Source organism: Thermotoga sp. RQ2, from assembly GCF_000019625.1.
In the GTDB taxonomy this organism is placed as follows: Bacteria; Thermotogota; Thermotogae; order Thermotogales; family Thermotogaceae; genus Thermotoga; species Thermotoga maritima.
Map to the genome: position 1 here is coordinate 1,206,301 of NC_010483.1, position 19,783 is coordinate 1,226,083.

Here is a 19,783-nt window from a genome sequence, read left to right on the forward strand (position 1 = left end):
AGAGACGTGAAAAGGTGGTTGCTTTTGATTTCCTTGATGGTGTTCTCCGCGGTTGTGTTTTCGTTCTCCGCACCCGTTGATTCTCCAAGGGTTTCGGCAACTTTCGGTGAGTACAGAGGGAGTGGAAACAGAGGACCTCATTTTCACATGGGAATCGACTTTTCTACGGGATTGAAAGAAGGAGTTCCCATATACGCCTCCGAGAGAGGCTGGCTCGTCAGAATCGAAATAGACGAGGACGATATATACGGCTACACAGTGGTTCTGGAACACGAGAATGGATACAGAACGCTCTACGCCCATCTGAGCAGATTCTCGAAAAAACTGGAAACGGTAGCGAGTTCTTTGAAACAAGAGTTCGGGAATGTGAGGATCGTCGTGAACTTCCCTGAGAAAGAGATCTGGTTCGAAAAAGGTGAAGTCGTCGGATACTCAGGAACCACAGGAGAGGCACCCATTCCCCACGCACACTTCGAGATAAGAGACAGGAACGAGGAAGTTTCCTACGACCCTTCGACTTTCTTGAACCTTCCAAAACCCGTGGATGAGGATATTGTTCTGGAAAAAATAAAGATAGGAGACAGTGTGTACGATTTCGTCGAGGGGAGGACGTACCCGTTCAGTGGAAATTTCCCGGATCTTGCGATCAAAGCCTATTCGAAAGGGTTCAACAACACGTTAGGACTCAAGAAGATCTCACTCCTTTTGGAAGGTGAAGAGATCTATCAGATCTCTTTCGATCAGATTCCCTGGTCCGAGTTCACAAACGTCTGGGGAGTGTACGATAGGAAGTCCGTTTCGGCCGCGTACAGGTTTGAGCTCTGGTACAAATTGTTCCCCGAAACGTTTTCTTCGATGATAAAGGTGAACAAATTTCCCGAATTGGGAAAAGCCCCAGATTTTGCCAAATACACAGTCGTTATTGAAGATATCTGGGGCATGAAGAAGGAATTTTCTTTCTACCTGCAGCGGAGGTGAAATCATGCTCTTTCTGTTTTTTGGGAAAAAAAAGAAAGACCTGAACAAAAATCCGTTTTACAGGGAAAAAGGGGCTCTTGTAATTTACATAAAATGTGACAGATGTGGGGAAGTCTTCAGAAGTCATCTGAGAACGGGGTACGATTTCATCGTGGATTACGATAACCCGGGCGTTCCTTACAAGATAGACAAGCTCTATGTGGGTTCAAAATGTCCCAACAAGATACATCTTGTTGCGACCTTCACGTCTTCTTATAAACCGGTGTCTGTTTCTCTGGAGGGTGGAACTTTTATAACCCGAGAAGAATTTGAAGAATCGCAAAAACAATGATGTAACCTTTTTTTAAGAAAGATTGTGATAAACTATCAAGGCTGTTATAAGATCAGCGAAAGGAGGATGGGAGATGAGAAGACTTTTCACCAGCGAGAGCGTAACAGAAGGGCATCCGGACAAAATCGCCGACCAGATTTCCGACGCCATACTCGACGCCATGCTCGAGCAGGATCCAAGGAGCAGGGTTGCCGTTGAAACACTCGTAACAACAGGGCTTGTCATCATCGCGGGAGAGGTTACCACCAGAGCTTATGTTGAGATCCCCGATATAGCGAGAAAGACCATTCTGGAGATAGGATACACGAGGGCGAAGTACGGATTCGATGGGGAAACCTGCGGAGTGCTCACCAGCATCCACAGTCAGTCTCCTGACATAGCTCTCGGTGTAGACAAGGCGCTCGAGGTCAAAACAGGAGAGGAAGTGGCTGACGAGTTCGAGGCGCTCGGAGCTGGCGACCAGGGAATCATGTTCGGCTACGCCACCAACGAAACCCCTGAGTACATGCCCCTTCCCATAACTCTCGCCCACAAACTCGCCATGAGACTCGCTGAGGTCAGAAAGAACGGGACTCTTCCTTTCCTCAGGCCAGATGGAAAGACACAGGTGACCATAGAATACGAGGACGACAAACCAGTCCGTGTCGACACAGTGCTTATTTCAACTCAGCACGATCCGGATATCTCCCAGGCAGATCTGAGAGAGGCGATAATAGAACACGTCATAAATCCTGTGATTCCAGAACAGTACAGGGACGACAAAATGAAGATACTGGTGAATCCAACAGGAAGATTCGTTCTTGGAGGTCCCATGGCCGACACGGGGCTCACAGGGAGAAAGATCATCGTTGACACTTACGGTGGTTGGGTACCCCACGGCGGAGGGGCGTTCAGCGGAAAAGATCCCACAAAGGTTGACAGATCGGCTCACTATATGGCAAGATATGTAGCGAAGAACGTTGTGGCTGCAGGTCTTGCGGACAAGTTCCTCATACAGCTTTCTTACGCTATAGGTGTCGCGAAACCCGTTTCCATAATGATCGACACGTATGGAACCGCGAAGGTGGATGAAGACAAACTTCTCAAGGTGATCACTGAACTGTTCGATTTCAGACCGGGTGCGATCATAAAGAAACTGAATCTTTTGAGACCTATTTACAGGAAAACAGCCGCCTACGGTCACTTTGGAAGGAACGAAGAGGAATTCACATGGGAGAAACTCGACATGGTAGATGAGTTGAAAAGAGCTTTCAATATGTAAGGGAGGGATCAAGTAGTGCCGAATATCAAATCTGCAAAGAAAAGGGTCAGAGTTTCTGAAAAGAGAAGACTCAGAAACAAGGCTTACAAGACTTTCTTCAAGAACAGAATAAAAGAGGTTCTCAAAGCTATCGAGAACAAAGAACCGAAAGAAGTCGTTCTTGAACTCACCAGGAAAGCGCAGGCTGCCATAGACAAAGCCGTTTCCAAGGGAGTCATCCACAAGAATCAGGGTGCGAGAAGAAAAGCGAGACTTTTCGAGAAGGTGAACGAATACCTGAGAACTCTCGAAACAACTCAGGAGTGAATTTCTTGCTGTTTTTGAAAGCTGGCCCCCTTGCGGGGCATTTCTGATTTTAAAGGGAGGGATTGTGCGTGGAGGGGTTGATAGGGGATTTCTTCAGGTTGATTATTAAAAACTGGTATTTTTCCCTACCCGCCGCTCTTTTTCTCATGTTCGCTGCCAGGTATGTTGAACACATAGCTTTTGCGGTGATCGGTTTTGTAATCGGTATCAACTTCGTGTTTCCTCTTCTTTCGAATATCGAATTTCTCAAATCCTATCTCACGAATGAGAATGTGAAGGTTGTTGTACTGGTGGCAACAGGTGTTTTAACCGCAGTTGTGCTTTACGTTCTGTACAGATACCTGGTGTTCCTCGCTGCTCTCGTCACCGTGACCTTCGTCGCTTACTACGTTATAAACTTTCTGGTGAGTTCTTTTAACCTTCAAAGTGTTCAGTACATGAACTGGATAACGTTTGGACTTTCCGTTTTCATTGGACTTTTAGCTGGATTGACTGCTTACCGCAAGGAAAAAGAATTTGCGAGAATCCTCTCAGTTGTGGTGGGTGCTGCGATTTTTTCAGTGCTGGTTTTGTTCTACCTTTCCGGACTCTTTGGTGTGGAGTTTAAACCGGAATCTCTCTTTGCGAACAAGATGATGATCTTCTTCTACGTGTCTCTTTTTCTGCTCTTTCTGTTTCTTTCTGCATGGTTCACTTTCAGGAAAAGATCCTATCAAAAAACTAGTTCGTAAATGTTAAAATAGTATAGAAACCAGATCTGAAAGGAGGTGTACCCCCTCGGGGGATCGAAGATGGCGAAAAAGAAGATTCTGGTGGTTGACGACGACCCGGCAATTCTCGAGCTGGTAGGATACAACCTTTCCAAAGAAGGATACGAGGTGCTCAAGGCTTACGATGGAGAAGAAGCACTCAAAATTGCCAACGACGAGGATGTGGATATGTTCATAGTGGATATCATGCTTCCTGGAATTGACGGTTTCGAGCTGGTCAGGAAGATCAGGGCTATAGAGAAATACAAGAACACCCCCGTGATCTTCCTGAGCGCGAAGGGAGAAGAATTCGACAAGGTGCTTGGGCTGGAGCTCGGTGCGGACGACTACATCACCAAGCCGTTCAGCGTGAGAGAGCTTCTTGCGAGGGTGAAGGCTATATTCAGAAGGCTTTCCACCGCTACTCAGAGCAAGGAAGAAAGGCCTAAGAAGATCATAGCCAAGGATCTTGAAATCGATGTGGAAAAGTACGAAGTGAAAGTGAGAGGGAAAAAAGTGAACCTCACTCCTCTCGAATTTGAACTGCTCCGATTCCTCGCGGAAAACGAAGGAAAAGTTTTCAGCAGGGATGTTCTCCTTGATAAACTCTGGGGATACGATTATTACGGAGATACGAGAACTGTAGATGTTCACATAAGAAGGCTGAGAACGAAGATAGAAGAAGATCCTTCGAATCCGAAATACATAATCACTGTGAGAGGAAAGGGATACAAATTCAGGGATCCCGGAAAGGAAGACTGATCAATGAGTATTTTCCTGTTTGTCGTAGTAGCTGTTCTATTCGTCCTGCTCTTTTTGGTGTTCAGGAAGCGCCTATCTGAGTACAGAATCTTCATCGAAAAGCTGTCAGATATGCTGGGGGAAAAGGACGTTCCCCCGCTTTATCTTTTCGAGAGACTGAAAAAGTACGTAGACAATCTGAAAGAAACAATTTCGCGTGTTGAGGTGAGCAGAGACAACTTCCTCACGATTTTGAACAGCCTCAGTGAACCCATATTCATTCTGGATCGAGAGGGGAAGATCACGTTTTTGAACGAAATTGCCCGTGAACTTGTGCAGGGCAGGATCAATCCCGAAGGAAGGCCTTATTACGAAATATTTGAAGATTACTACATAAACGAGATGGTGGAAGAGACCATCAAAAGTGAAGAACCGCAGGAAGGAACTCTCGTTACCTATGTTGGTAACGAAAAGAAATACTTCCATGTGAAGGTGATACCCGTCGAGCTGAAGAGCGGCGACAAAATCTTTGTCATTCTCTTCCACGATGTGACCAAGGAAAGAAAGCTCGACGAGATGAGAAGAGAATTCATAGCCACAGTTTCACACGAACTCAGAACTCCCCTCACTTCCATCCACGGTTATGCGGAAACGCTCCTTGAAGATGATCTGGAGAACAAAGAACTGGTCAAAAGGTTTTTGAAGATCATAGAGGAAGAATCCGCTCGAATGACACGCCTCATCAACGATCTTCTCGACCTTGAGAAAATGGAAGAAAGTGAAGTCAATTTTGAAATGAAAGATGTGGATCTGTGTGAAGTGGTAGAATACGTTTACAAAATCATACAGCCAATAGCTGAGGAAAACGAAGTGGATCTTATCGTTGAATGCGAGGATGTTGTGGTTAAGGGAAACAAAGAAAGGCTGATTCAGATGCTCCTGAATCTTGTGGACAACGCTGTTAAATACACATCTTTGAAGGAAAAAGGAGAAAAGAAGGTCTGGGTGAGGGCCTACGATACACCGGACTGGGTGGTTGTTGAGGTAAAAGACACGGGACCTGGAATACCTAAGGAATCCCAGAGCAGAATCTTCGAAAAGTTCTACAGAGTGGATAAAGCGCGTTCCAGAAAGATGGGCGGAACAGGTTTGGGTCTCACGATAGTGAAAACGATCGTTGACAAGCATGGAGGAAAGATAGAGGTTGAGAGTGAGATCAACCAGGGAACGGTGATGAGAGTTTTCCTGCCGAAAAGAGGGTGAAAAAGTGAGAGCTTACGATGTGATACTCAAGAAGAGAAATGGGGAGAAGCTTTCGAGAGAAGAAATAGAGTTCATGGTTGGTGGATACGTGAAAGGTGAGATTCCGGACTACCAGATGGCAGCTTTTTTGATGGCTGTTTACTTTCGCCACCTCGACGAAGAAGAAACTTACTACTTCACAGAAACGATGATGAGATCGGGAGAGGTGCTCGACCTATCGGAAATACCGGGACCGAAGGTGGACAAGCACTCGACGGGGGGAGTTGGTGACAAAACAACCCTGGTCGTTGCACCTCTTGTGGCTTCTGCTGGGGTACCTGTTGCCAAGATGTCTGGAAGGGCCCTGGGTCACACAGGAGGAACCATCGACAAATTGGAGTCGATCCCTGGATTTCGAACAGAACTTTCCCTTGAAGAATTCATCAAAAACGTCAAAAAATATGGAATAGCGATTGTAGGGCAGACGGGGAATCTTGTTCCCGCCGATAAGAAGATATACGCACTCCGCGACGCAACGGCAACCGTTGACGAGATTTCTCTGATCGCTTCCAGTATCATGAGCAAAAAACTCGCTGGCGGGAGCGATGCCTTCGTTCTGGACGTGAAGTTCGGAACAGGTGCTTTCATGAAGGGATTCGAAGATGCGAAAAAACTCGCCTTTCTCATGCTCAGAATAGCCCAGCAACATGGGAAAAAAGCGGCCGCTGTTCTCTCGAATATGGATCAACCCCTCGGAAGGGCTGTTGGAAATTCCTTGGAAGTGATAGAGGCGATAGAAACCCTGAAAGGAAATGGCCCTGAGGATTTGAAGGAACTGTCGCTTACTCTGGGAGCTCTCATGCTGGAACTCGCTGGAGTGGCGAATTTTGAAGAGGGAAAGAAAATCTTGCGGAAAAAACTAGAAACAGGAGAGGCTCTGGATAAGTTTCGGCTTCTCGTCAAAGCTCAGGGAGGAGACGAAAGAGTGGTGGACGACCCTTGGAGAGTGCTCCCGGTTGCGGGACAGGTGGTGGATTTCTCTGCAGAGAGAGAGGGCTATGTTTCAAAGATAGACGCGGAGAAAGTGGGGGCTGCGTCGATGTTGCTCGGAGCGGGAAGGAAGAAGAAAGAAGATCGAATCGATCATAGTGTTGGAATCATCGTTGAGAAAAAGCTCGGCGACTCTGTGAAAAAGGGAGAGACGATAGCGAGACTCTTTGTGTCAGACAGGAGTGATGTTGAGAGTGCTTTGAAGCTTCTGAGAGAAGCGTATGTGATCTCTGACTCTCCTTCAGAACCACCCAGAGTTGTTGAAGAGGTGATCAAATGAAGCAAATAATTCTGGTTCTTTTGATCTTCGCAAGTGTCGTTTTTGGTTCCTACCTGATCAGCGGTGGAAAGGCTTTTCCGTTGAGAACCGTCTTCAGTGAAGGGATTTATTATGTGTGCGCCGAAGATCTCGCACCTGCCGGAGTTGGTTACATACATTCGAACGGCTACCACTACATCGTCTACGACAACCACGTGCTCTTCATAAAAGAGCATGAGACGATTTTTGATTTTGTGGAAAAGCTCTCCCCTCCGATCTTCGCAGATGGCCTTCTTTTCGTGCCTATCGATGCCTTAAAAAAGGTGATGGAAGGCTATCAGGTGTACACGAAAGGTGAGAAGGTTCTGATCTACGATTCCCTTCCGATCGTGCTTTCAGCGGCGAAGGAAAAAAATGGAGTTACGATAACATACACGGGAACGATCGTACCGGATATGGTGAGTGTAGAGAAAAGCATGGGAAAAGTTAGAATAAATCTGTCTCCTGTCGTGGTGAGTCTTCCAAATGTTTCTGAAGACATAAAGGTTGAACTTGAGAAAAATGGTCTCTCGTTTGTTGTAGATGTGGGAAACTTTTATCCAGACGTGGAGTACTCCATTGGGGATGGAAAACTGCTTTTCCGGTTTCTCCTCGTCGAAGGTTTCTTTGGAAGACAGGAGGTCGCAGATGGAGTAGTCTTCGAAAGGAAAATCGAAGAATTCGACGAGGGTGAGAAGACAGTTGTCAATTATCTCATAATGGATCCAGAGAAGGTAACGATAAAACCGGTTGTGGTGGAAAACGGTTTTGGGACCATCGAGCGGCTCGACGAAATGGTGAAAAGAGTGGGAGGTATCGCCGGGATAAACGGCAACTACTTCGACCCGATCACAAAGTTCCCCATCGGTCTTGTTGTTATAGATGGGAAACCGTATTCTGCCATGTTCAGCGGAAGACCGGTTTTTGCCATCACCGAGGACAACGAGGTGTTCATAGGAAGGGTTATAGTGGATGTCACACTCATGGTGAAGGATGTCCTCTTTCTCGTGAAGGGAATAAACACCCTCGGAGAAGGTGAAGTCCTCGTTTATACAAAGGAATTCTCCAAAGAAATACCAAAGAAAGACGACAAAATCTACTTCGTGGTGAAAGACAACAAAGTATCGCAAATTGGATACAAAAGCCACGCGGAAAATTCTGAGTATGTTGTTTCTATTAGCAAGAAGTACGAAGAATACCTTTCTGATCTCAAAGAAGGAGACGAAGTGTATATATCTCTTCAGCCAAACATTCCGCTGCGTATAAAGCAAGCAGTTGAAGGAGGTCCTCTTCTCATTCAGAACGGTGCCCCGATTCCAGATGCCTTGGAAGAGAAGGCAAGGTACGGTGGTGGAATAGCGTACGCGAAGGCTCCAAGGACGGTTATTGCCACAAAAGATGGAAAGCTTTGGTTTCTTGTCTTCGAAGGTTATAATCATATAACGAGGGGATTGACTTATGATGAACTCGTGGATTTTCTCGTTTCCAGGGGGTTCGAAGACGCCATGTGTGTAGATGGGGGAAGCTCCTCCGTAATGGCAGTGGCTGGCAGTCTCTTTGGCAGGACGGAGAACAGCACAGCCGCGATACCTGTGGGAATCGTAGTCTGGGAGAAAAAGAAGACGGAGGTGGGTGAGTGATGGGAGGACTTCAGAATGTGCGTTCGGCTACTTTGATAGGACACAACGGATCGGGTAAATCTCTCCTTCTCGCGCAGATTCTTTACAAATCAGGTCTGATTGACAAAGCAGATACAAAGTACGTGGATTACGATCCTGTAGAAGAGGAAAAAGGAGCCAGTTTCTCCTCACACGTGGCGTCCCTTGAATGGAAAGGCAAAAAGGTGTATCTGATAGATACCCCTGGATTCTCGGATTTCATATCGGAGGTTATAAACGGGATTTTCGTTTCTGAAAACATCATCTCCGTGGTGAACGCCGTTGCCGGTGTGGAAATACAGACCGAAAGAACATGGAACATGGCGGATGAGATGAAAAAACCCATCATGGTTTTCGTCAACCAGATGGATAAAGAGAGGGCCAATTTTGAGAATGTGGTGGCAGAACTGAAAGAGAGGTTCTCCAGAAAGATCGTCCCGGTGGTTGTTCCAATCGGTGCGGCTGAAAACTTCGAAGGTGTCGTGGATCTTTTGAAGAAAAAAGTCTACAGGTACGATGGAGATAAAGTTCAGGAAGAAGACATGCCGGAGAATTTCAACGATATGAGATCAGAGATTCTCGAAGATATCGTGGAACAGGATGAAGAGTTGATGATGAGGTATCTCGACGGTGAAGAGATCGGATACGATGAGCTCATGAGGGTACTCAGGGAGAGTTACAAAAAGGGAGAAATCGTGCCTGTACTTTCGGGATCCGCGTTGAAAGGAATAGGATTGGATCTTCTTCTCGATTATCTGGGAGACATAGGCGTTTCTCCCGAGGAAGCTCCTTCGTACAAGGCGCTCCTGGAGGATGGAACGGAGATAGAAGTGAAGTTCTCTGAAGAAGAGCCGTTCTGTGCTTACATTTTCAAATCCGTGGTTGACCAGTTCGTTGGAAGAATCACCTTTGCTAAAGTTATCGCAGGAGTTCTCAGATCTGGTGACACCATTGTGAATGTTCAGAAGGATGTCTCGGAGAAATTAGGGCACATTTATGTTCCAATTCTCAAACAGCAGAAGGAAGTTGAATCCGCTGGTCCCGGTGAGATCGTTGTTCTTCTGAAGCTCAAAGAAGGTGCTGTTGGAGAAACACTCGCACACAGAGATAGAAGGGTGAAGATAGTGCCTCCTGCTTTCCCGGAACCCATGTTCTCCAGGTCTGTTCATCCAAAATCGAAGTCCGATATCGACAAGATCAGCAATGGACTTTCGAGACTTTCAGATTCCGATCCAACGTTCGTGTGGGAATACGATTCTGAAACAGGAGAAACCGTCGTTTCCGGTCTTGGTGCGATGCACCTTGACGTCATGATAGAGAGATTGAAGAAGATCTTCGGTGTCGATGTGGAAGTTGGAAAGCCGAAGATCGCCTACAGAGAGACGATCACGACAACCGCTGTTGCCGAACACAAGCACAAGAAACAGACTGGTGGACACGGTCAGTACGGTCACGTGAAGATACAGCTGGAGCCTCTTCCAAGGGGACAAGGATACGAATTCGTTGACAAGATCGTTGGCGGAGTGATCCCGAGAAACTTCATACCATCTGTCGATAAGGGTATCAGAGAAGCCATGAAGAAAGGAGTTCTGGCAGGATACCCTGTGACAGATGTCAGAGTCATACTCTTTGATGGTTCTTACCATGAAGTGGACTCTTCGGACATCTCGTTCCAGATAGCCGCCATTCAGGCCTTCAAAAAAGGAATGGAAGCGGCAAAACCCGTCATCCTGGAACCCATAATGGAGGTTGAGGTCTTCGTTCCGGAAGAGAACGCAGGAGACGTGATGGGAGAGATCTCCAGTAGAAGGGGAAGACCCCTCGGAATGGAGCCGTCTGGAAAAGGCATGGTAAAGGTGAAAGCGGAAGTCCCACTCGCTGAGATGCTCGACTTTTCCAGCAAACTTTCTTCCATCACAAGCGGTAGAGGATACTTCACAATGAGGTTCCAGAGGTACGAAATAGTGCCTCCGAACATACAGGAGAAGATCATCGAAGAGAGAAGAAGAGAGATGCAGGAACAGGAGAAGTGAGATGAACTTCAAAAGACTGATAATATACGAAGCCTTTGCACGCGCTTATCCAGGAGAAAAAGGAAAGAAATTCGATTCTCTCATAAAAGATCTTGAAAGACTGAAAGGAATGGGCATCAACACGGTGTGGTTGATGCCCATTCATCCTACTGGAATAGAAGGAAGAAAGGGCACTCTGGGATCTCCATACGCCATACGCGATTACTACGAGATAGATCCCTTCATAGGAACAAAAGATGACTTCAAAAGATTCGTGAAGAGAGCTCACGAATTGAACATGTACGTTTTGATGGACATGGTCTTGAACCACGCGGCAGCTGACAACGTCTTAGTCAGGAAACACCCCGAGTGGTTCCTCAGGGATGAAAATGGAAATCCCACAAGGAAAGTTCCAGACTGGACGGACATAGTCGATTTCGACTATTCGAACGGAGAGCTGAGAAAGTACATGATCAACATGATGAAGTACTGGGTCGAAGAATTCGACGTCGATGGATTCAGATGCGACGTAGCAGGACTTATCCCACTGGACTTCTGGCTGCAGGCAAGGAAAGAACTCGATCCTTTGAAGAGACTCATCTGGCTTTCTGAGACACATGATCCATACATGTACCAGGCGTTCGATATCACCTACGACTACGATGGCTACTACAGGTTCAGGGATTTCATAGAAGGAAGAGGTAGTTTGAGGGAGTATGTGGATTTCCTGAGGATGCAGGATCACATTTATCCCAGAGGTTACATAAAGATGAGATTTCTGGAAAACCACGACCAACCGAGAATTGCGAAATTCATCGAAGAAGATTCATTGATCCACTGGATAGCTTTTCTTTTCACCTTCAAGGGAGTTCCGCTCGTTCATAACGGACAGGAGTACGGTCTCAAGGAGGACGTGGACATATTCAACGAGTACACGCTACCGTTTCCCATGGAAGAGAACAGGGTTTCGATTCTTCACAGAAAACTCGCACACTACAGATACGGAACCGGTGTTTTTACTGAAGGAGAGATGCTTTTTGTGAAAAACGATCAACCAGAGAAGGTGATATCTTATCTCTGGAGGTACGAAAACAGATACATTCTCTGTGTGCTGAATCCCCTTCTTGAAAACACAAAAGTAACTCTCGACTTCTCCGGTATCTGGGAAAGCGCGTGTATCCATTCGAAGAACGTGTTCAACGATGAGATCGTTCGAGTTCCTGTGAAAAATTCCCGTGCGATTGTTGAGATAGGAAAAGAACCTCTGATACTCTCTTTCGTGCTCTACTGAGAGTGGGTGGTAGAATGAGTGTAGGTGTTGTGAGTCTGAGAGTGAGGCTCTTCGGCGTGAGATCTTTGAAAGAAAAAAGAGGAATCCTGAAGAGACTGATGAACGATTTGAGAAAAAAGTACAACATCTCCATTTCTGAAGTAGGAGCGCACGATTCGAAGAGCTTCTTTGAAATAGGAATCGCCATGGTGAACACTGACAGAGCCGTTATTGAGAGAGTTTTCGATTCGATCATCGATTATCTGGATCTTTATCCGGGAATGGAAGTGGAAGAGATTGAAAGAGAGGTGTGGTGAATGGTCGTGATAACGAACGAGCTTGAAAGCATTATGGAGAGGCTTCTTTCGAGAAAAAGGATCAATCACGTGCGATCGGTGGTGGAATTTTCAAGGAAACTGGGAGAAATGTACGGTGCGGATTTAAATAAACTGGAACTTGTAGCTATCTCTCACGATCTCTTCAGAGACGTTCCACCAAGGAAGCTTTTGAAAATGGCCCAAGCTTATGGTCTGAAGATTTCGGAACTGGAGAGAACACACCCCGTTCTTCTGCACGGAAAAGTGGCAGCGGAGTTCTTGAAAAGGCGTTTCAATGTGGAAGACGAAGAAGTTCTCAACGCGGTAGCTTATCACACCTCAGGGCATGTGAGCTTCAAAACCGTAGGAAAGATTCTGTTCATAGCCGATTCTCTGGAGTTCACGCGTGATTTTCCGGGGGTGAATGAGCTTCGAAGGATCGCTTTCAGGAACCTGGAAGAAGGATTCTTTCAGGTTTTGAAAAACAAGATCTTTTACGCGGTCGGGAAGAACTACCTGTTGATCCCGGAGACCGTTGAACTGTGGAACAGCATTCTTATGAGAAGAGGAGGTCTCGTCGATGAAGAGGTCGAGTAAAATCGTACTGGTAATTGTGCTGATCGCTGTTGCTCTCTCTGCCGTTTTGTTCCTTTACTACAGATCGTTCCTCACCTCCCCGGATTACAGAGCAGCAGAGGTTCACTATCTCTTCAGAGTGGGAGACAATAGCTACTTCGTGAGAATAGACGATTCGAAGAGAATGGTCTTCGTCGTTTCTTTTCCAAAGGAGTCCTTTGATCCCGAAAGAAGAGAAACGATCATTTCTGAAAGACCTCTGAGCGATCTTGAAAAGATGGAGAACCTTCTGGAAGTAAAAGCCGAAAGAGCCTTCTACTCCGTTATGTCTGAAGAGGAATTTCTAAAACTCTGCCAAAATCTTCTCGGAAAGCAGTGTGAGAGTTTTCCGGACTTCGTTAAAGAGTTCTCTAAAAGAAAACTGAAGTTTTTCGACTTTCTCTTTGTTGGAAGCTGGTTGAAAAAGTTCGGTTTCAACAATCTGAACAGGTTCTCTCTCTACAAGTTCTTTGAGAAGATCTCGAACTACGCCGTAGACGTTTTCGAAGCGCCGACGGTGACGGAAAAGCCCATTGTGATAGAAGCTCAAGGCAAGAAGTACGAGAGACTGTATCTGGACTCGGAGAAACTCAAAGCCATCTCCGAGGAGATGAAAAGGTGAGGATAGATCCTCTCGGTGGGGAGTCTCTGAAGAACCAGGAAGTGAAGGGTAAAAAATCCGGAAAGACTTCCAGAGTTGGTGAGTCGAAGAAAAAGGAGTTTTTCGATATTCTGGAAGATGTGAAAGAGGACCACTTCGAAAAACTCCTCGAAGAAGCTGTGGAAGAAGTGATCGACTCAGGAAACGAGCTCGTGCGCTCTCCCACTCCTTCCAACTTGAAGAGATACAAAAACGCTATAAAGGAGTTCTTGAAACTCATAGAAAAGAAAATCTACAAACTGGCTGGAAGTTTCGATATGAACAGCGGTCGTGCAAGGCTTCATTTGGTAGTCGAAGAAGTGAACGAAAAACTGATGGATCTCACGGAGAAAATCATGAAAAACGAGCGGCCGACCATAAATTTGGCCGCCAGGATAGAAGAGATAAACGGCCTGATCCTCAACCTCTACCGCTGAATCTCGAGTGAGAGATCCACGAACACTTCCTGTAGTGTCAGCCTACTCGAGGAGATCACATCGACTGTTTCAAAGTCATAGAGAGAAACGTTCTCTTCCGTGATTCCACCGGACACTTCCACGATCACGTTAGGATTGATATCTTTTATTCTCCTGGATATGTCCTTCACTTCTTCGGGAGAGAGATTGTCCAGCATGACAATATCCGCTCCAGCTTCAACCGCTCTCAGTGCATCCTCCAGATTTTCCACTTCGACTTCTATTTTTGTGGTGAAGGGTATTATCTTTCTGACCTCCTGAACAGCCCGTTCGACACTGCCGTACATCTTCAGATGGTTGTCTTTTATCATCACACATCCGCTCAGATCGAGCCTGTGGGGATCTCCTCCTCCGTGCACCACAGCGATCTTTTGAAGAACTCCCAGACCGGGCAGGGTCTTCCTCGTCGCTGCTATCTTTGCGTGTTTGAGTTTTTCGGCGAACCTTCTTGTTGTTGTAGCCACAGAAAACATAACGGAGAGAACGTTGAGGAGAGTTCTTTCCGCGACCAAAAGCTTGTAGGTGTTGCCTTCTATCTCTCCTATCACACCTGCTTTTTCCAGGTACTCTCCATCTTCCACACGAAATTTTGAAAGCAATCCCATTTTTTCCAGGAACATTCGAGAAACCTCTATACCAGAGGCAACCACGTTTTCCGCTTTCAAAAGAAGATGAGCGCTGGTAGTTGTGTTTCGAAGCGGAAAGGAAGCGAGGTCAAGTTTTCCTTCATCTTCTTTGACAAAACTCATCAAAAGGTCGAGAATTTTCTCCATCATATCACCCCATGAGTTCGAACATTCGAAGGATCGGTTTCTTTGCCTTCTCGATCACTTCTTTTGGGAGAATTACCTCGAAAGATTCGGTCTGTAGAGCGTGGAGAGTGTTCTCCAGTGTGTTTTTCTTCATGTTCACACACACTGCCATCTCGAGTGGCACGAATTCTCTGTCAGGGAACTTTTTCTTCAGTTTGTGGATCATCCCTATCTCTGTTCCAATCACAAAGATCCTGGAAGGGTCTTTCTCTGGGATCTTTTCCATTTGTCCCGTGCTTCCCACGTAATCGGCTTTGTCTCTCACTGGTTTTGGAGACTCTGGATGAACGATTACTTTGGCATCCGGATATTTCTTCCTCACAGCGTCGATGGATTCAGCGTTGAACTGATGAACTGGGCAGTGGCCATTCTCGGGTATCGTGATGACCTTCTTTCCCGTTTTTTCCGCGACGTACTCTCCAAGATTTCTATCCGGACCAAAGATGACCACACTGGAATCCAGTTTTTTCACGACTTCCACGGCGTTGGCAGACGTACAGATAACGTCGGCGAGCGCTTTACATTCGGACGTGCTGTTCACGTAGAGAACCACCGGTACATCCGGGAATTTTTCTCTGTACTCTCTGATGATTTCCGGTGTCAAATGGTTCGCCATGGGACAGGTCGCGCTTCTGTCCGGGACGATCACTTTTTTGTCTGGATTCAGTATCTTGACCAGTTCCGCCATGAAATCTACCCCAAGAAAAAGAATTTTCTTTTCTGAGAGCTCCATTGCCTTCCTTGCGAGCTGAAGGGAATCACCGACGAAATCGGCTATGTCCTGAAGCTCTGGAATCTGATAGTTGTGCGCAAGAATGATGTAGCCTTTTTCTTTTTTCAGTTTGAGAATTTCATCCACCATGTTTTTTCCTCCTCATCCGAATACGATTTTTGATTCGAGATTTCTCAAGGCTCTGAGGATCGAATAGACTGTTAGCATACTTGTCTTTGGATTTTCTGGTGATGGAATGTTCTCTATTTTGAACTCGTAGTTTCCGATGGCGGAAGAGATTCTTACTATGTGGATGTTGTGATCCATGGCGGGATCTGCCACTATTGTTACCTTTACCTTTTCAAAGCCCACTATAAGGCCGATGGTCGACGCTACGTTGATGTTTCTTGGAAATAGTTTTGACGCTTCCTCAACACTTCCTTCGAACACGACTGTTTTGCCTTTCAAATCCAGGCCGAGACTCTTTGGAGGTTTTATCGTTTCTATGCGGACGGTTTCGACGAAATCTTTGATGGAAGAGAGAACATCGAGACCGCCGATGGCACCGGATGGGAAAAAGACCCTGGCTGGTGAATTTTTCAATTCGCTGAAGAACCTTTCCCTGAAGACTTCGTCTGCGAAAGCGCTGGTGCTGATTATGATGTAGTTCACAGGGCTTTTCAGGATCTGAAGTGAGTATTCTTTAACGGCTTCTGGAGAAGCGCATTCGACAACCGTGCTGACGTCTGAAGGAACCTGGAATTCACCGAGGCGAACGACTCCCGGAATGTCTTTTGAAATCCTGTCGTAAGCGTAGATTTTCTCGAAATTTCCCAGTTCTACGAGTTTTTTCCCAATATTTCCCATTCCGATGATCAAAACTGTCATTCTCAACACCCCCAGAAATAAGTTTACACCTGCTGTAAACAAAAGACAAGTTTCTTCCGTTGAGAGTCGTTGTGATATTAGTACGAAAAATATTAGAACATAACAACATTGTTTTATGCATACAAACCAGGTTAGTTCCAATCATTCACAAAGTAGGTATTGTGTGTACCGGGCATTGGAAGGTTGATTCAGAGTATGCAATTACCGGTAACGAAGAATTTCATGCGGGTTTGTGGTACCGGAAGCTATGCGTTAAAAAGGGAATAATGGATGATATGAAGAGACAATATGAAGAGAATTTGTGGTAATCAACGACGTGTAAGTGCTTTGAATTCGAGAAATTAGTAGTTAACTTCTAACACATTGAGGAATGCCTTCTTTCATCTATTTGTGAAACATGGAACCAATCGATTTTTACCAGAAACACCCCAAAATGCCCTGACGTAGGTTGATATAATTTATCTTCTGTTTTTTGCTTGTGTTCTTTCATTGTTGGACTATGCAATTATTCCATTTTTCCAAACAGTACTTGAAGGTGCTCTCTTGTGTGTTAGAATGGTTTATGGAAAGGGAGGATATGGAAGGTCAAAAAACATCTTGCTTTCAGAGTGTGTTTGTGGTATAATTTCTTTTGAACTCAACGGGTTTCAATACTTCCTTAGAGGTATGGAAACTGAGTACAAAGATAAAGCCCGCAACTGCGAAGAGGATGTTTCAATACTTCCTTAGAGGTATGGAAACATGGATATCTTGCATATCAGGCAAACACCGTTGGTTTGTTTCAATACTTCCTTAGAGGTATGGAAACTCTGCTATCTCGACAAGAAGCTCGTATGCGTTCACGCGTTTCAATACTTCCTTAGAGGTATGGAAACAGCTCTTCGGCGAAGCGTATGACGTCGCAGAGCTCGTTTCAATACTTCCTTAGAGGTATGGAAACACGCCGATCATGTTGAGCTTATAACGGAGGAATCGCGTTTCAATACTTCCTTAGAGGTATGGAAACGGCCCTGATCTGCATCTATGTACACCCACGCAGAGATTGGTTTCAATACTTCCTTAGAGGTATGGAAACAGGAATTCGTTCGCATCCTCGACAGCATCAAAGACCGTTTCAATACTTCCTTAGAGGTATGGAAACAGTCAGGAAGCCCGAAGCAAGCGTGACGGTTATTCCCCGTTTCAATACTTCCTTAGAGGTATGGAAACCTTTTCATCATTCCACCTCCCGACCTTCAGTATCCGTTTCAATACTTCCTTAGAGGTATGGAAACAGTTCGATGGGAAACTTGGGAAAGCTGAAATATACGCGTTTCAATACTTCCTTAGAGGTATGGAAACACTTTTTTCTTGCTTTCGTTTATACGTCGCCAATCCAGTTTCAATACTTCCTTAGAGGTATGGAAACTCTCCCTCCATAACTCTTTGATTTCAGGATCCATCCGTTTCAATACTTCCTTAGAGGTATGGAAACGAATTGCTCTTGTACGAAAAGCTCGAATCCTTCGTCGTTTCAATACTTCCTTAGAGGTATGGAAACTCAGAGGAGACTACGACCTTTTCGAATACGCCGACAGTTTCAATAATTCCTTAGAGGTATGGAAACGCTCCTCCCTGTAGTCGTGGTCCACGATATTGAGCCAGTTTCAATGCGTCTTCAGAGGTACAAGAACAAAAATTCGATAAAAAGAGAAAAGCAGGGATTAATACCCCTGTTTTTTTATTTTTGGGTGTATTTAGTTCTATTTGCGAATTTTCAGATTTTGAATGTAAACATTTTCATAATAAGATGTTTTCTGGAGGTGATAATGGTGGTACTGATGACAAAACCGGGAACATCGGATTTTGTATGGAATGGCATTCCCCTTTCCATGGAGCTGAATCTGTGGAACATAAAGGAATACTCCGGTTCTGTAGCTATGAAATTCGACGGTGAAAAGATAACTTTCGATGCGGACATTCAGAATCTTTCTCCGAAAGAACCGGAAAGGTATGTTCTCGGTTATCCCGAGTTTTATTACGGTTACAAACCATGGGAAAATCACACAGCAGAAGGTTCGAAACTTCCGGTACCAGTTTCTTCTATGAAATCATTTTCCGTCGAAGTTTCTTTCGATATTCACCACGAACCGTTTCTGCCTTTGAACTTTGCCATGGAAACATGGCTCACAAGAGAAAAGTACCAGACGGAAGCATCGATCGGCGATGTTGAAATCATGGTCTGGTTCTATTTCAACAATCTCACACCCGGAGGCGAAAAGATAGAAGAGTTCACGATCCCGTTCGTGCTGAACGGAGAGAGTGTCGAAGGCACCTGGGAACTGTGGCACGCGGAGTGGGGATGGGACTACCTCGCTTTCCGCTTGAAGGATCCCGTGAAGAAGGGAAGGGTGAAGTTCGATGTAAGGCATTTTCTCGATGCCGCCGGAAAAGCTCTTTCGAGTTCTGCTCGAGTGAAAGATTTTGAAGATCTTTACTTCACTGTCTGGGAAATCGGAACAGAGTTTGGAAGTCCGGAGACAAAAAGTGCGCAGTTCGGGTGGAAGTTTGAAAATTTCTCTATTGATCTGGAGGTGAGAGAATGAGGTGGGCAGTTCTCCTGATGGTGGTGTTTTCCACTCTGCTCTTTTCCTCTGAAGTGGTTCTCACGAGCGTTGGTGCAACAGACATTTCTTTCAACGGATTTCCAGTCACCATGGAGCTCAACTTCTGGAACGTAAAATCCTATGAAGGAGAAACGTGGCTCAAATTCGATGGAGAAAAGGTTGAGTTCTATGCGGATTTGTACAACATCGTTCTTCAGAATCCAGACAGCTGGGTGCATGGATATCCGGAGATCTACTACGGTTACAAGCCCTGGGCGGGGCACAACAGCGGCGTTGAATTTCTTCCTGTGAGGGTGAAAGATCTTCCGGATTTCTACGTGACTCTTGATTACTCGATCTGGTACGAAAACAACCTGCCTATCAACCTTGCTATGGAGACATGGATCACGAAAAGTCCCGACCAGACTTCTGTTTCTTCGGGTGACGCGGAGATCATGGTTTGGTTCTACAACAACGTTCTGATGCCCGGCGGTCAGAAAGTGGATGAGTTCACCACAACAGTCGAGATAAACGGAGTGAAGCAGGAAACGAAGTGGGATGTTTACTTTGCACCGTGGGGATGGGATTACCTTGCCTTCAGGCTGACAACACCGATTAAAGAAGGAAAGGTAAAGTTCAACGTGAAGGACTTCGTTCAGAAAGCCGCGGAAGTTGTCAAAAAGCACTCAACGAGAATAGACAATTTCGAAGAGCTGTATTTCTGCGTCTGGGAGATCGGAACGGAGTTTGGAGATCCGAACACAACAACGGCGAAATTCGGCTGGACTTTCAGGGACTTCTCCGTCGAAGTTGTAAAATAAAGCACAGAATCACCAACGAGA

Annotated in this window: 20 protein-coding genes and 1 CRISPR repeat array; of the genes, 17 read left to right on the top strand and 3 right to left on the bottom strand. The window is 45.7% G+C overall.

Annotated features, from left to right (window positions below; all coding sequences use genetic code 11):
• Positions 1 to 6 precede the first annotated feature (6 nt).
• From TRQ2_RS06020 to TRQ2_RS06090, 15 genes are all read left to right on the top strand, one after another.
• Positions 7 to 978, top strand: a complete 972-nt coding sequence (locus tag TRQ2_RS06020; RefSeq protein WP_004082174.1) for a M23 family metallopeptidase — start codon at positions 7 to 9, stop codon at positions 976 to 978.
• Positions 979 to 982: 4 nt separating this feature from the next.
• Positions 983 to 1,309 (top strand): hypothetical protein, encoded by a 327-nt coding sequence (locus TRQ2_RS06025; RefSeq protein ID WP_011943663.1) that lies wholly within the window; start codon positions 983 to 985, stop codon positions 1,307 to 1,309.
• Between the two features lie 73 nt (positions 1,310 to 1,382).
• Positions 1,383 to 2,570 carry a methionine adenosyltransferase gene (metK, locus tag TRQ2_RS06030; RefSeq protein WP_004082170.1) on the top strand — a complete coding sequence of 396 codons (1,188 nt, stop codon included), beginning with the start codon at positions 1,383 to 1,385 and terminating at the stop codon, positions 2,568 to 2,570.
• Between the two features lie 15 nt (positions 2,571 to 2,585).
• Positions 2,586 to 2,876: a 30S ribosomal protein S20 gene (gene rpsT, locus TRQ2_RS06035; RefSeq protein ID WP_004082168.1), complete on the top strand. Its 291-nt coding sequence runs from the start codon at positions 2,586 to 2,588 to the stop codon at positions 2,874 to 2,876.
• Between the two features lie 68 nt (positions 2,877 to 2,944).
• Positions 2,945 to 3,607 carry a hypothetical protein gene (locus TRQ2_RS06040; RefSeq protein WP_004082166.1) on the top strand — a complete coding sequence of 221 codons (663 nt, stop codon included), beginning with the start codon at positions 2,945 to 2,947 and terminating at the stop codon, positions 3,605 to 3,607.
• A 60-nt stretch (positions 3,608 to 3,667) separates the two neighbouring features.
• A complete protein-coding gene (locus TRQ2_RS06045) occupies positions 3,668 to 4,387 on the top strand; it encodes a response regulator transcription factor (protein WP_011943665.1) in 720 nt (239 codons plus the stop codon).
• Positions 4,388 to 4,390: 3 nt separating this feature from the next.
• Entirely contained in the window at positions 4,391 to 5,629 is a 1,239-nt protein-coding gene (locus TRQ2_RS06050; protein WP_012310991.1) for a cell wall metabolism sensor histidine kinase WalK, read from the top strand.
• A 4-nt stretch (positions 5,630 to 5,633) separates the two neighbouring features.
• The gene (locus tag TRQ2_RS06055; protein ID WP_012310992.1) at positions 5,634 to 6,938 is read left to right on the top strand and encodes a pyrimidine-nucleoside phosphorylase; all 1,305 of its coding nucleotides are present in this window, start codon (positions 5,634 to 5,636) and stop codon (positions 6,936 to 6,938) included.
• Positions 6,935 to 8,596, top strand: coding sequence for a phosphodiester glycosidase family protein (locus TRQ2_RS06060; protein WP_012310993.1), 1,662 nt, complete (start codon positions 6,935 to 6,937; stop codon positions 8,594 to 8,596). The genes TRQ2_RS06055 and TRQ2_RS06060 overlap by 4 nt, the downstream gene beginning before the upstream one ends.
• Complete coding sequence (gene fusA, locus TRQ2_RS06065; RefSeq protein ID WP_012310994.1) at positions 8,596 to 10,647, top strand: elongation factor G; 2,052 nt, start codon at positions 8,596 to 8,598, stop codon at positions 10,645 to 10,647. The genes TRQ2_RS06060 and fusA overlap by 1 nt, the downstream gene beginning before the upstream one ends.
• Position 10,648: 1 nt before the next feature.
• Positions 10,649 to 11,917, top strand: a complete 1,269-nt coding sequence (locus tag TRQ2_RS06070) for an alpha-amylase family glycosyl hydrolase (RefSeq protein ID WP_012310995.1) — start codon at positions 10,649 to 10,651, stop codon at positions 11,915 to 11,917.
• A gap of 14 nt (positions 11,918 to 11,931) precedes the next feature.
• Positions 11,932 to 12,213, top strand: coding sequence for a DUF503 domain-containing protein (locus TRQ2_RS06075; protein ID WP_004082152.1), 282 nt, complete (start codon positions 11,932 to 11,934; stop codon positions 12,211 to 12,213).
• Positions 12,214 to 12,810: a bis(5'-nucleosyl)-tetraphosphatase (symmetrical) YqeK gene (gene yqeK, locus TRQ2_RS06080; protein ID WP_012310996.1), complete on the top strand. Its 597-nt coding sequence runs from the start codon at positions 12,214 to 12,216 to the stop codon at positions 12,808 to 12,810.
• A complete protein-coding gene (locus TRQ2_RS06085) occupies positions 12,794 to 13,450 on the top strand; it encodes a hypothetical protein (RefSeq protein WP_012310997.1) in 657 nt (218 codons plus the stop codon). The genes yqeK and TRQ2_RS06085 overlap by 17 nt, the downstream gene beginning before the upstream one ends.
• Positions 13,447 to 13,905, top strand: coding sequence for a YaaR family protein (locus TRQ2_RS06090; RefSeq protein WP_012310998.1), 459 nt, complete (start codon positions 13,447 to 13,449; stop codon positions 13,903 to 13,905). Before TRQ2_RS06085 ends, TRQ2_RS06090 begins: the two co-directional genes overlap by 4 nt.
• On the opposite strand, the gene nadC is transcribed toward TRQ2_RS06090, so the two are convergent.
• The 3 genes from nadC to nadX are packed head-to-tail and all read right to left on the bottom strand — an operon-like array spanning position 13,896 to position 16,356.
• Positions 13,896 to 14,717 (bottom strand): carboxylating nicotinate-nucleotide diphosphorylase, encoded by an 822-nt coding sequence (nadC, locus tag TRQ2_RS06095; protein ID WP_012310999.1) that lies wholly within the window; start codon positions 14,715 to 14,717, stop codon positions 13,896 to 13,898. The two genes, TRQ2_RS06090 and nadC, sit on opposite strands and share 10 nt — an antisense overlap.
• A gap of 4 nt (positions 14,718 to 14,721) precedes the next feature.
• Positions 14,722 to 15,618, bottom strand: a complete 897-nt coding sequence (gene nadA / locus TRQ2_RS06100; RefSeq protein WP_012311000.1) for a quinolinate synthase NadA — start codon at positions 15,616 to 15,618, stop codon at positions 14,722 to 14,724.
• 12 nt (positions 15,619 to 15,630) lie between these two features.
• Positions 15,631 to 16,356 (bottom strand): aspartate dehydrogenase, encoded by a 726-nt coding sequence (gene nadX / locus TRQ2_RS06105; protein ID WP_012311001.1) that lies wholly within the window; start codon positions 16,354 to 16,356, stop codon positions 15,631 to 15,633.
• 644 nt (positions 16,357 to 17,000) lie between these two features.
• A CRISPR array of direct repeats spans positions 17,001 to 18,029; the repeat unit is 30 nt; unit sequence GTTTCAATACTTCCTTAGAGGTATGGAAAC.
• 135 nt (positions 18,030 to 18,164) lie between these two features.
• Between nadX and TRQ2_RS06115 the strand changes: the two genes are divergently transcribed.
• A complete protein-coding gene (locus TRQ2_RS06115; RefSeq protein WP_012311002.1) occupies positions 18,165 to 18,941 on the top strand; it encodes an endoglucanase in 777 nt (258 codons plus the stop codon).
• Positions 18,938 to 19,762 (top strand): endoglucanase, encoded by an 825-nt coding sequence (locus TRQ2_RS06120; protein ID WP_012311003.1) that lies wholly within the window; start codon positions 18,938 to 18,940, stop codon positions 19,760 to 19,762. The genes TRQ2_RS06115 and TRQ2_RS06120 overlap by 4 nt, the downstream gene beginning before the upstream one ends.
• Positions 19,763 to 19,783 lie beyond the last annotated feature (21 nt).

What these genes read in the sequence shown, in the direction of transcription:
- TRQ2_RS06025 (WP_011943663.1), top strand. Translation starts at nt 983, where the DNA reads ATGCTCTTTCTGTTTTTTGGGAAAAAAAAGAAAGACCTGAACAAAAAT.
- metK (WP_004082170.1), top strand. Translation starts at nt 1,383, where the DNA reads ATGAGAAGACTTTTCACCAGCGAGAGCGTAACAGAAGGGCATCCGGAC.
- TRQ2_RS06045 (WP_011943665.1), top strand. Translation starts at nt 3,668, where the DNA reads ATGGCGAAAAAGAAGATTCTGGTGGTTGACGACGACCCGGCAATTCTC.
- TRQ2_RS06050 (WP_012310991.1), top strand. Translation starts at nt 4,391, where the DNA reads ATGAGTATTTTCCTGTTTGTCGTAGTAGCTGTTCTATTCGTCCTGCTC.
- TRQ2_RS06060 (WP_012310993.1), top strand. Translation starts at nt 6,935, where the DNA reads ATGAAGCAAATAATTCTGGTTCTTTTGATCTTCGCAAGTGTCGTTTTT.
- fusA (WP_012310994.1), top strand. Translation starts at nt 8,596, where the DNA reads ATGGGAGGACTTCAGAATGTGCGTTCGGCTACTTTGATAGGACACAAC.
- TRQ2_RS06070 (WP_012310995.1), top strand. Translation starts at nt 10,649, where the DNA reads ATGAACTTCAAAAGACTGATAATATACGAAGCCTTTGCACGCGCTTAT.
- TRQ2_RS06075 (WP_004082152.1), top strand. Translation starts at nt 11,932, where the DNA reads ATGAGTGTAGGTGTTGTGAGTCTGAGAGTGAGGCTCTTCGGCGTGAGA.
- yqeK (WP_012310996.1), top strand. Translation starts at nt 12,214, where the DNA reads ATGGTCGTGATAACGAACGAGCTTGAAAGCATTATGGAGAGGCTTCTT.
- TRQ2_RS06085 (WP_012310997.1), top strand. Translation starts at nt 12,794, where the DNA reads ATGAAGAGGTCGAGTAAAATCGTACTGGTAATTGTGCTGATCGCTGTT.
- nadC (WP_012310999.1), bottom strand. Translation starts at nt 14,717, where the DNA reads ATGGAGAAAATTCTCGACCTTTTGATGAGTTTTGTCAAAGAAGATGAA.
- nadA (WP_012311000.1), bottom strand. Translation starts at nt 15,618, where the DNA reads ATGGTGGATGAAATTCTCAAACTGAAAAAAGAAAAAGGCTACATCATT.
- nadX (WP_012311001.1), bottom strand. Translation starts at nt 16,356, where the DNA reads ATGACAGTTTTGATCATCGGAATGGGAAATATTGGGAAAAAACTCGTA.
- TRQ2_RS06115 (WP_012311002.1), top strand. Translation starts at nt 18,165, where the DNA reads ATGGTGGTACTGATGACAAAACCGGGAACATCGGATTTTGTATGGAAT.
- TRQ2_RS06120 (WP_012311003.1), top strand. Translation starts at nt 18,938, where the DNA reads ATGAGGTGGGCAGTTCTCCTGATGGTGGTGTTTTCCACTCTGCTCTTT.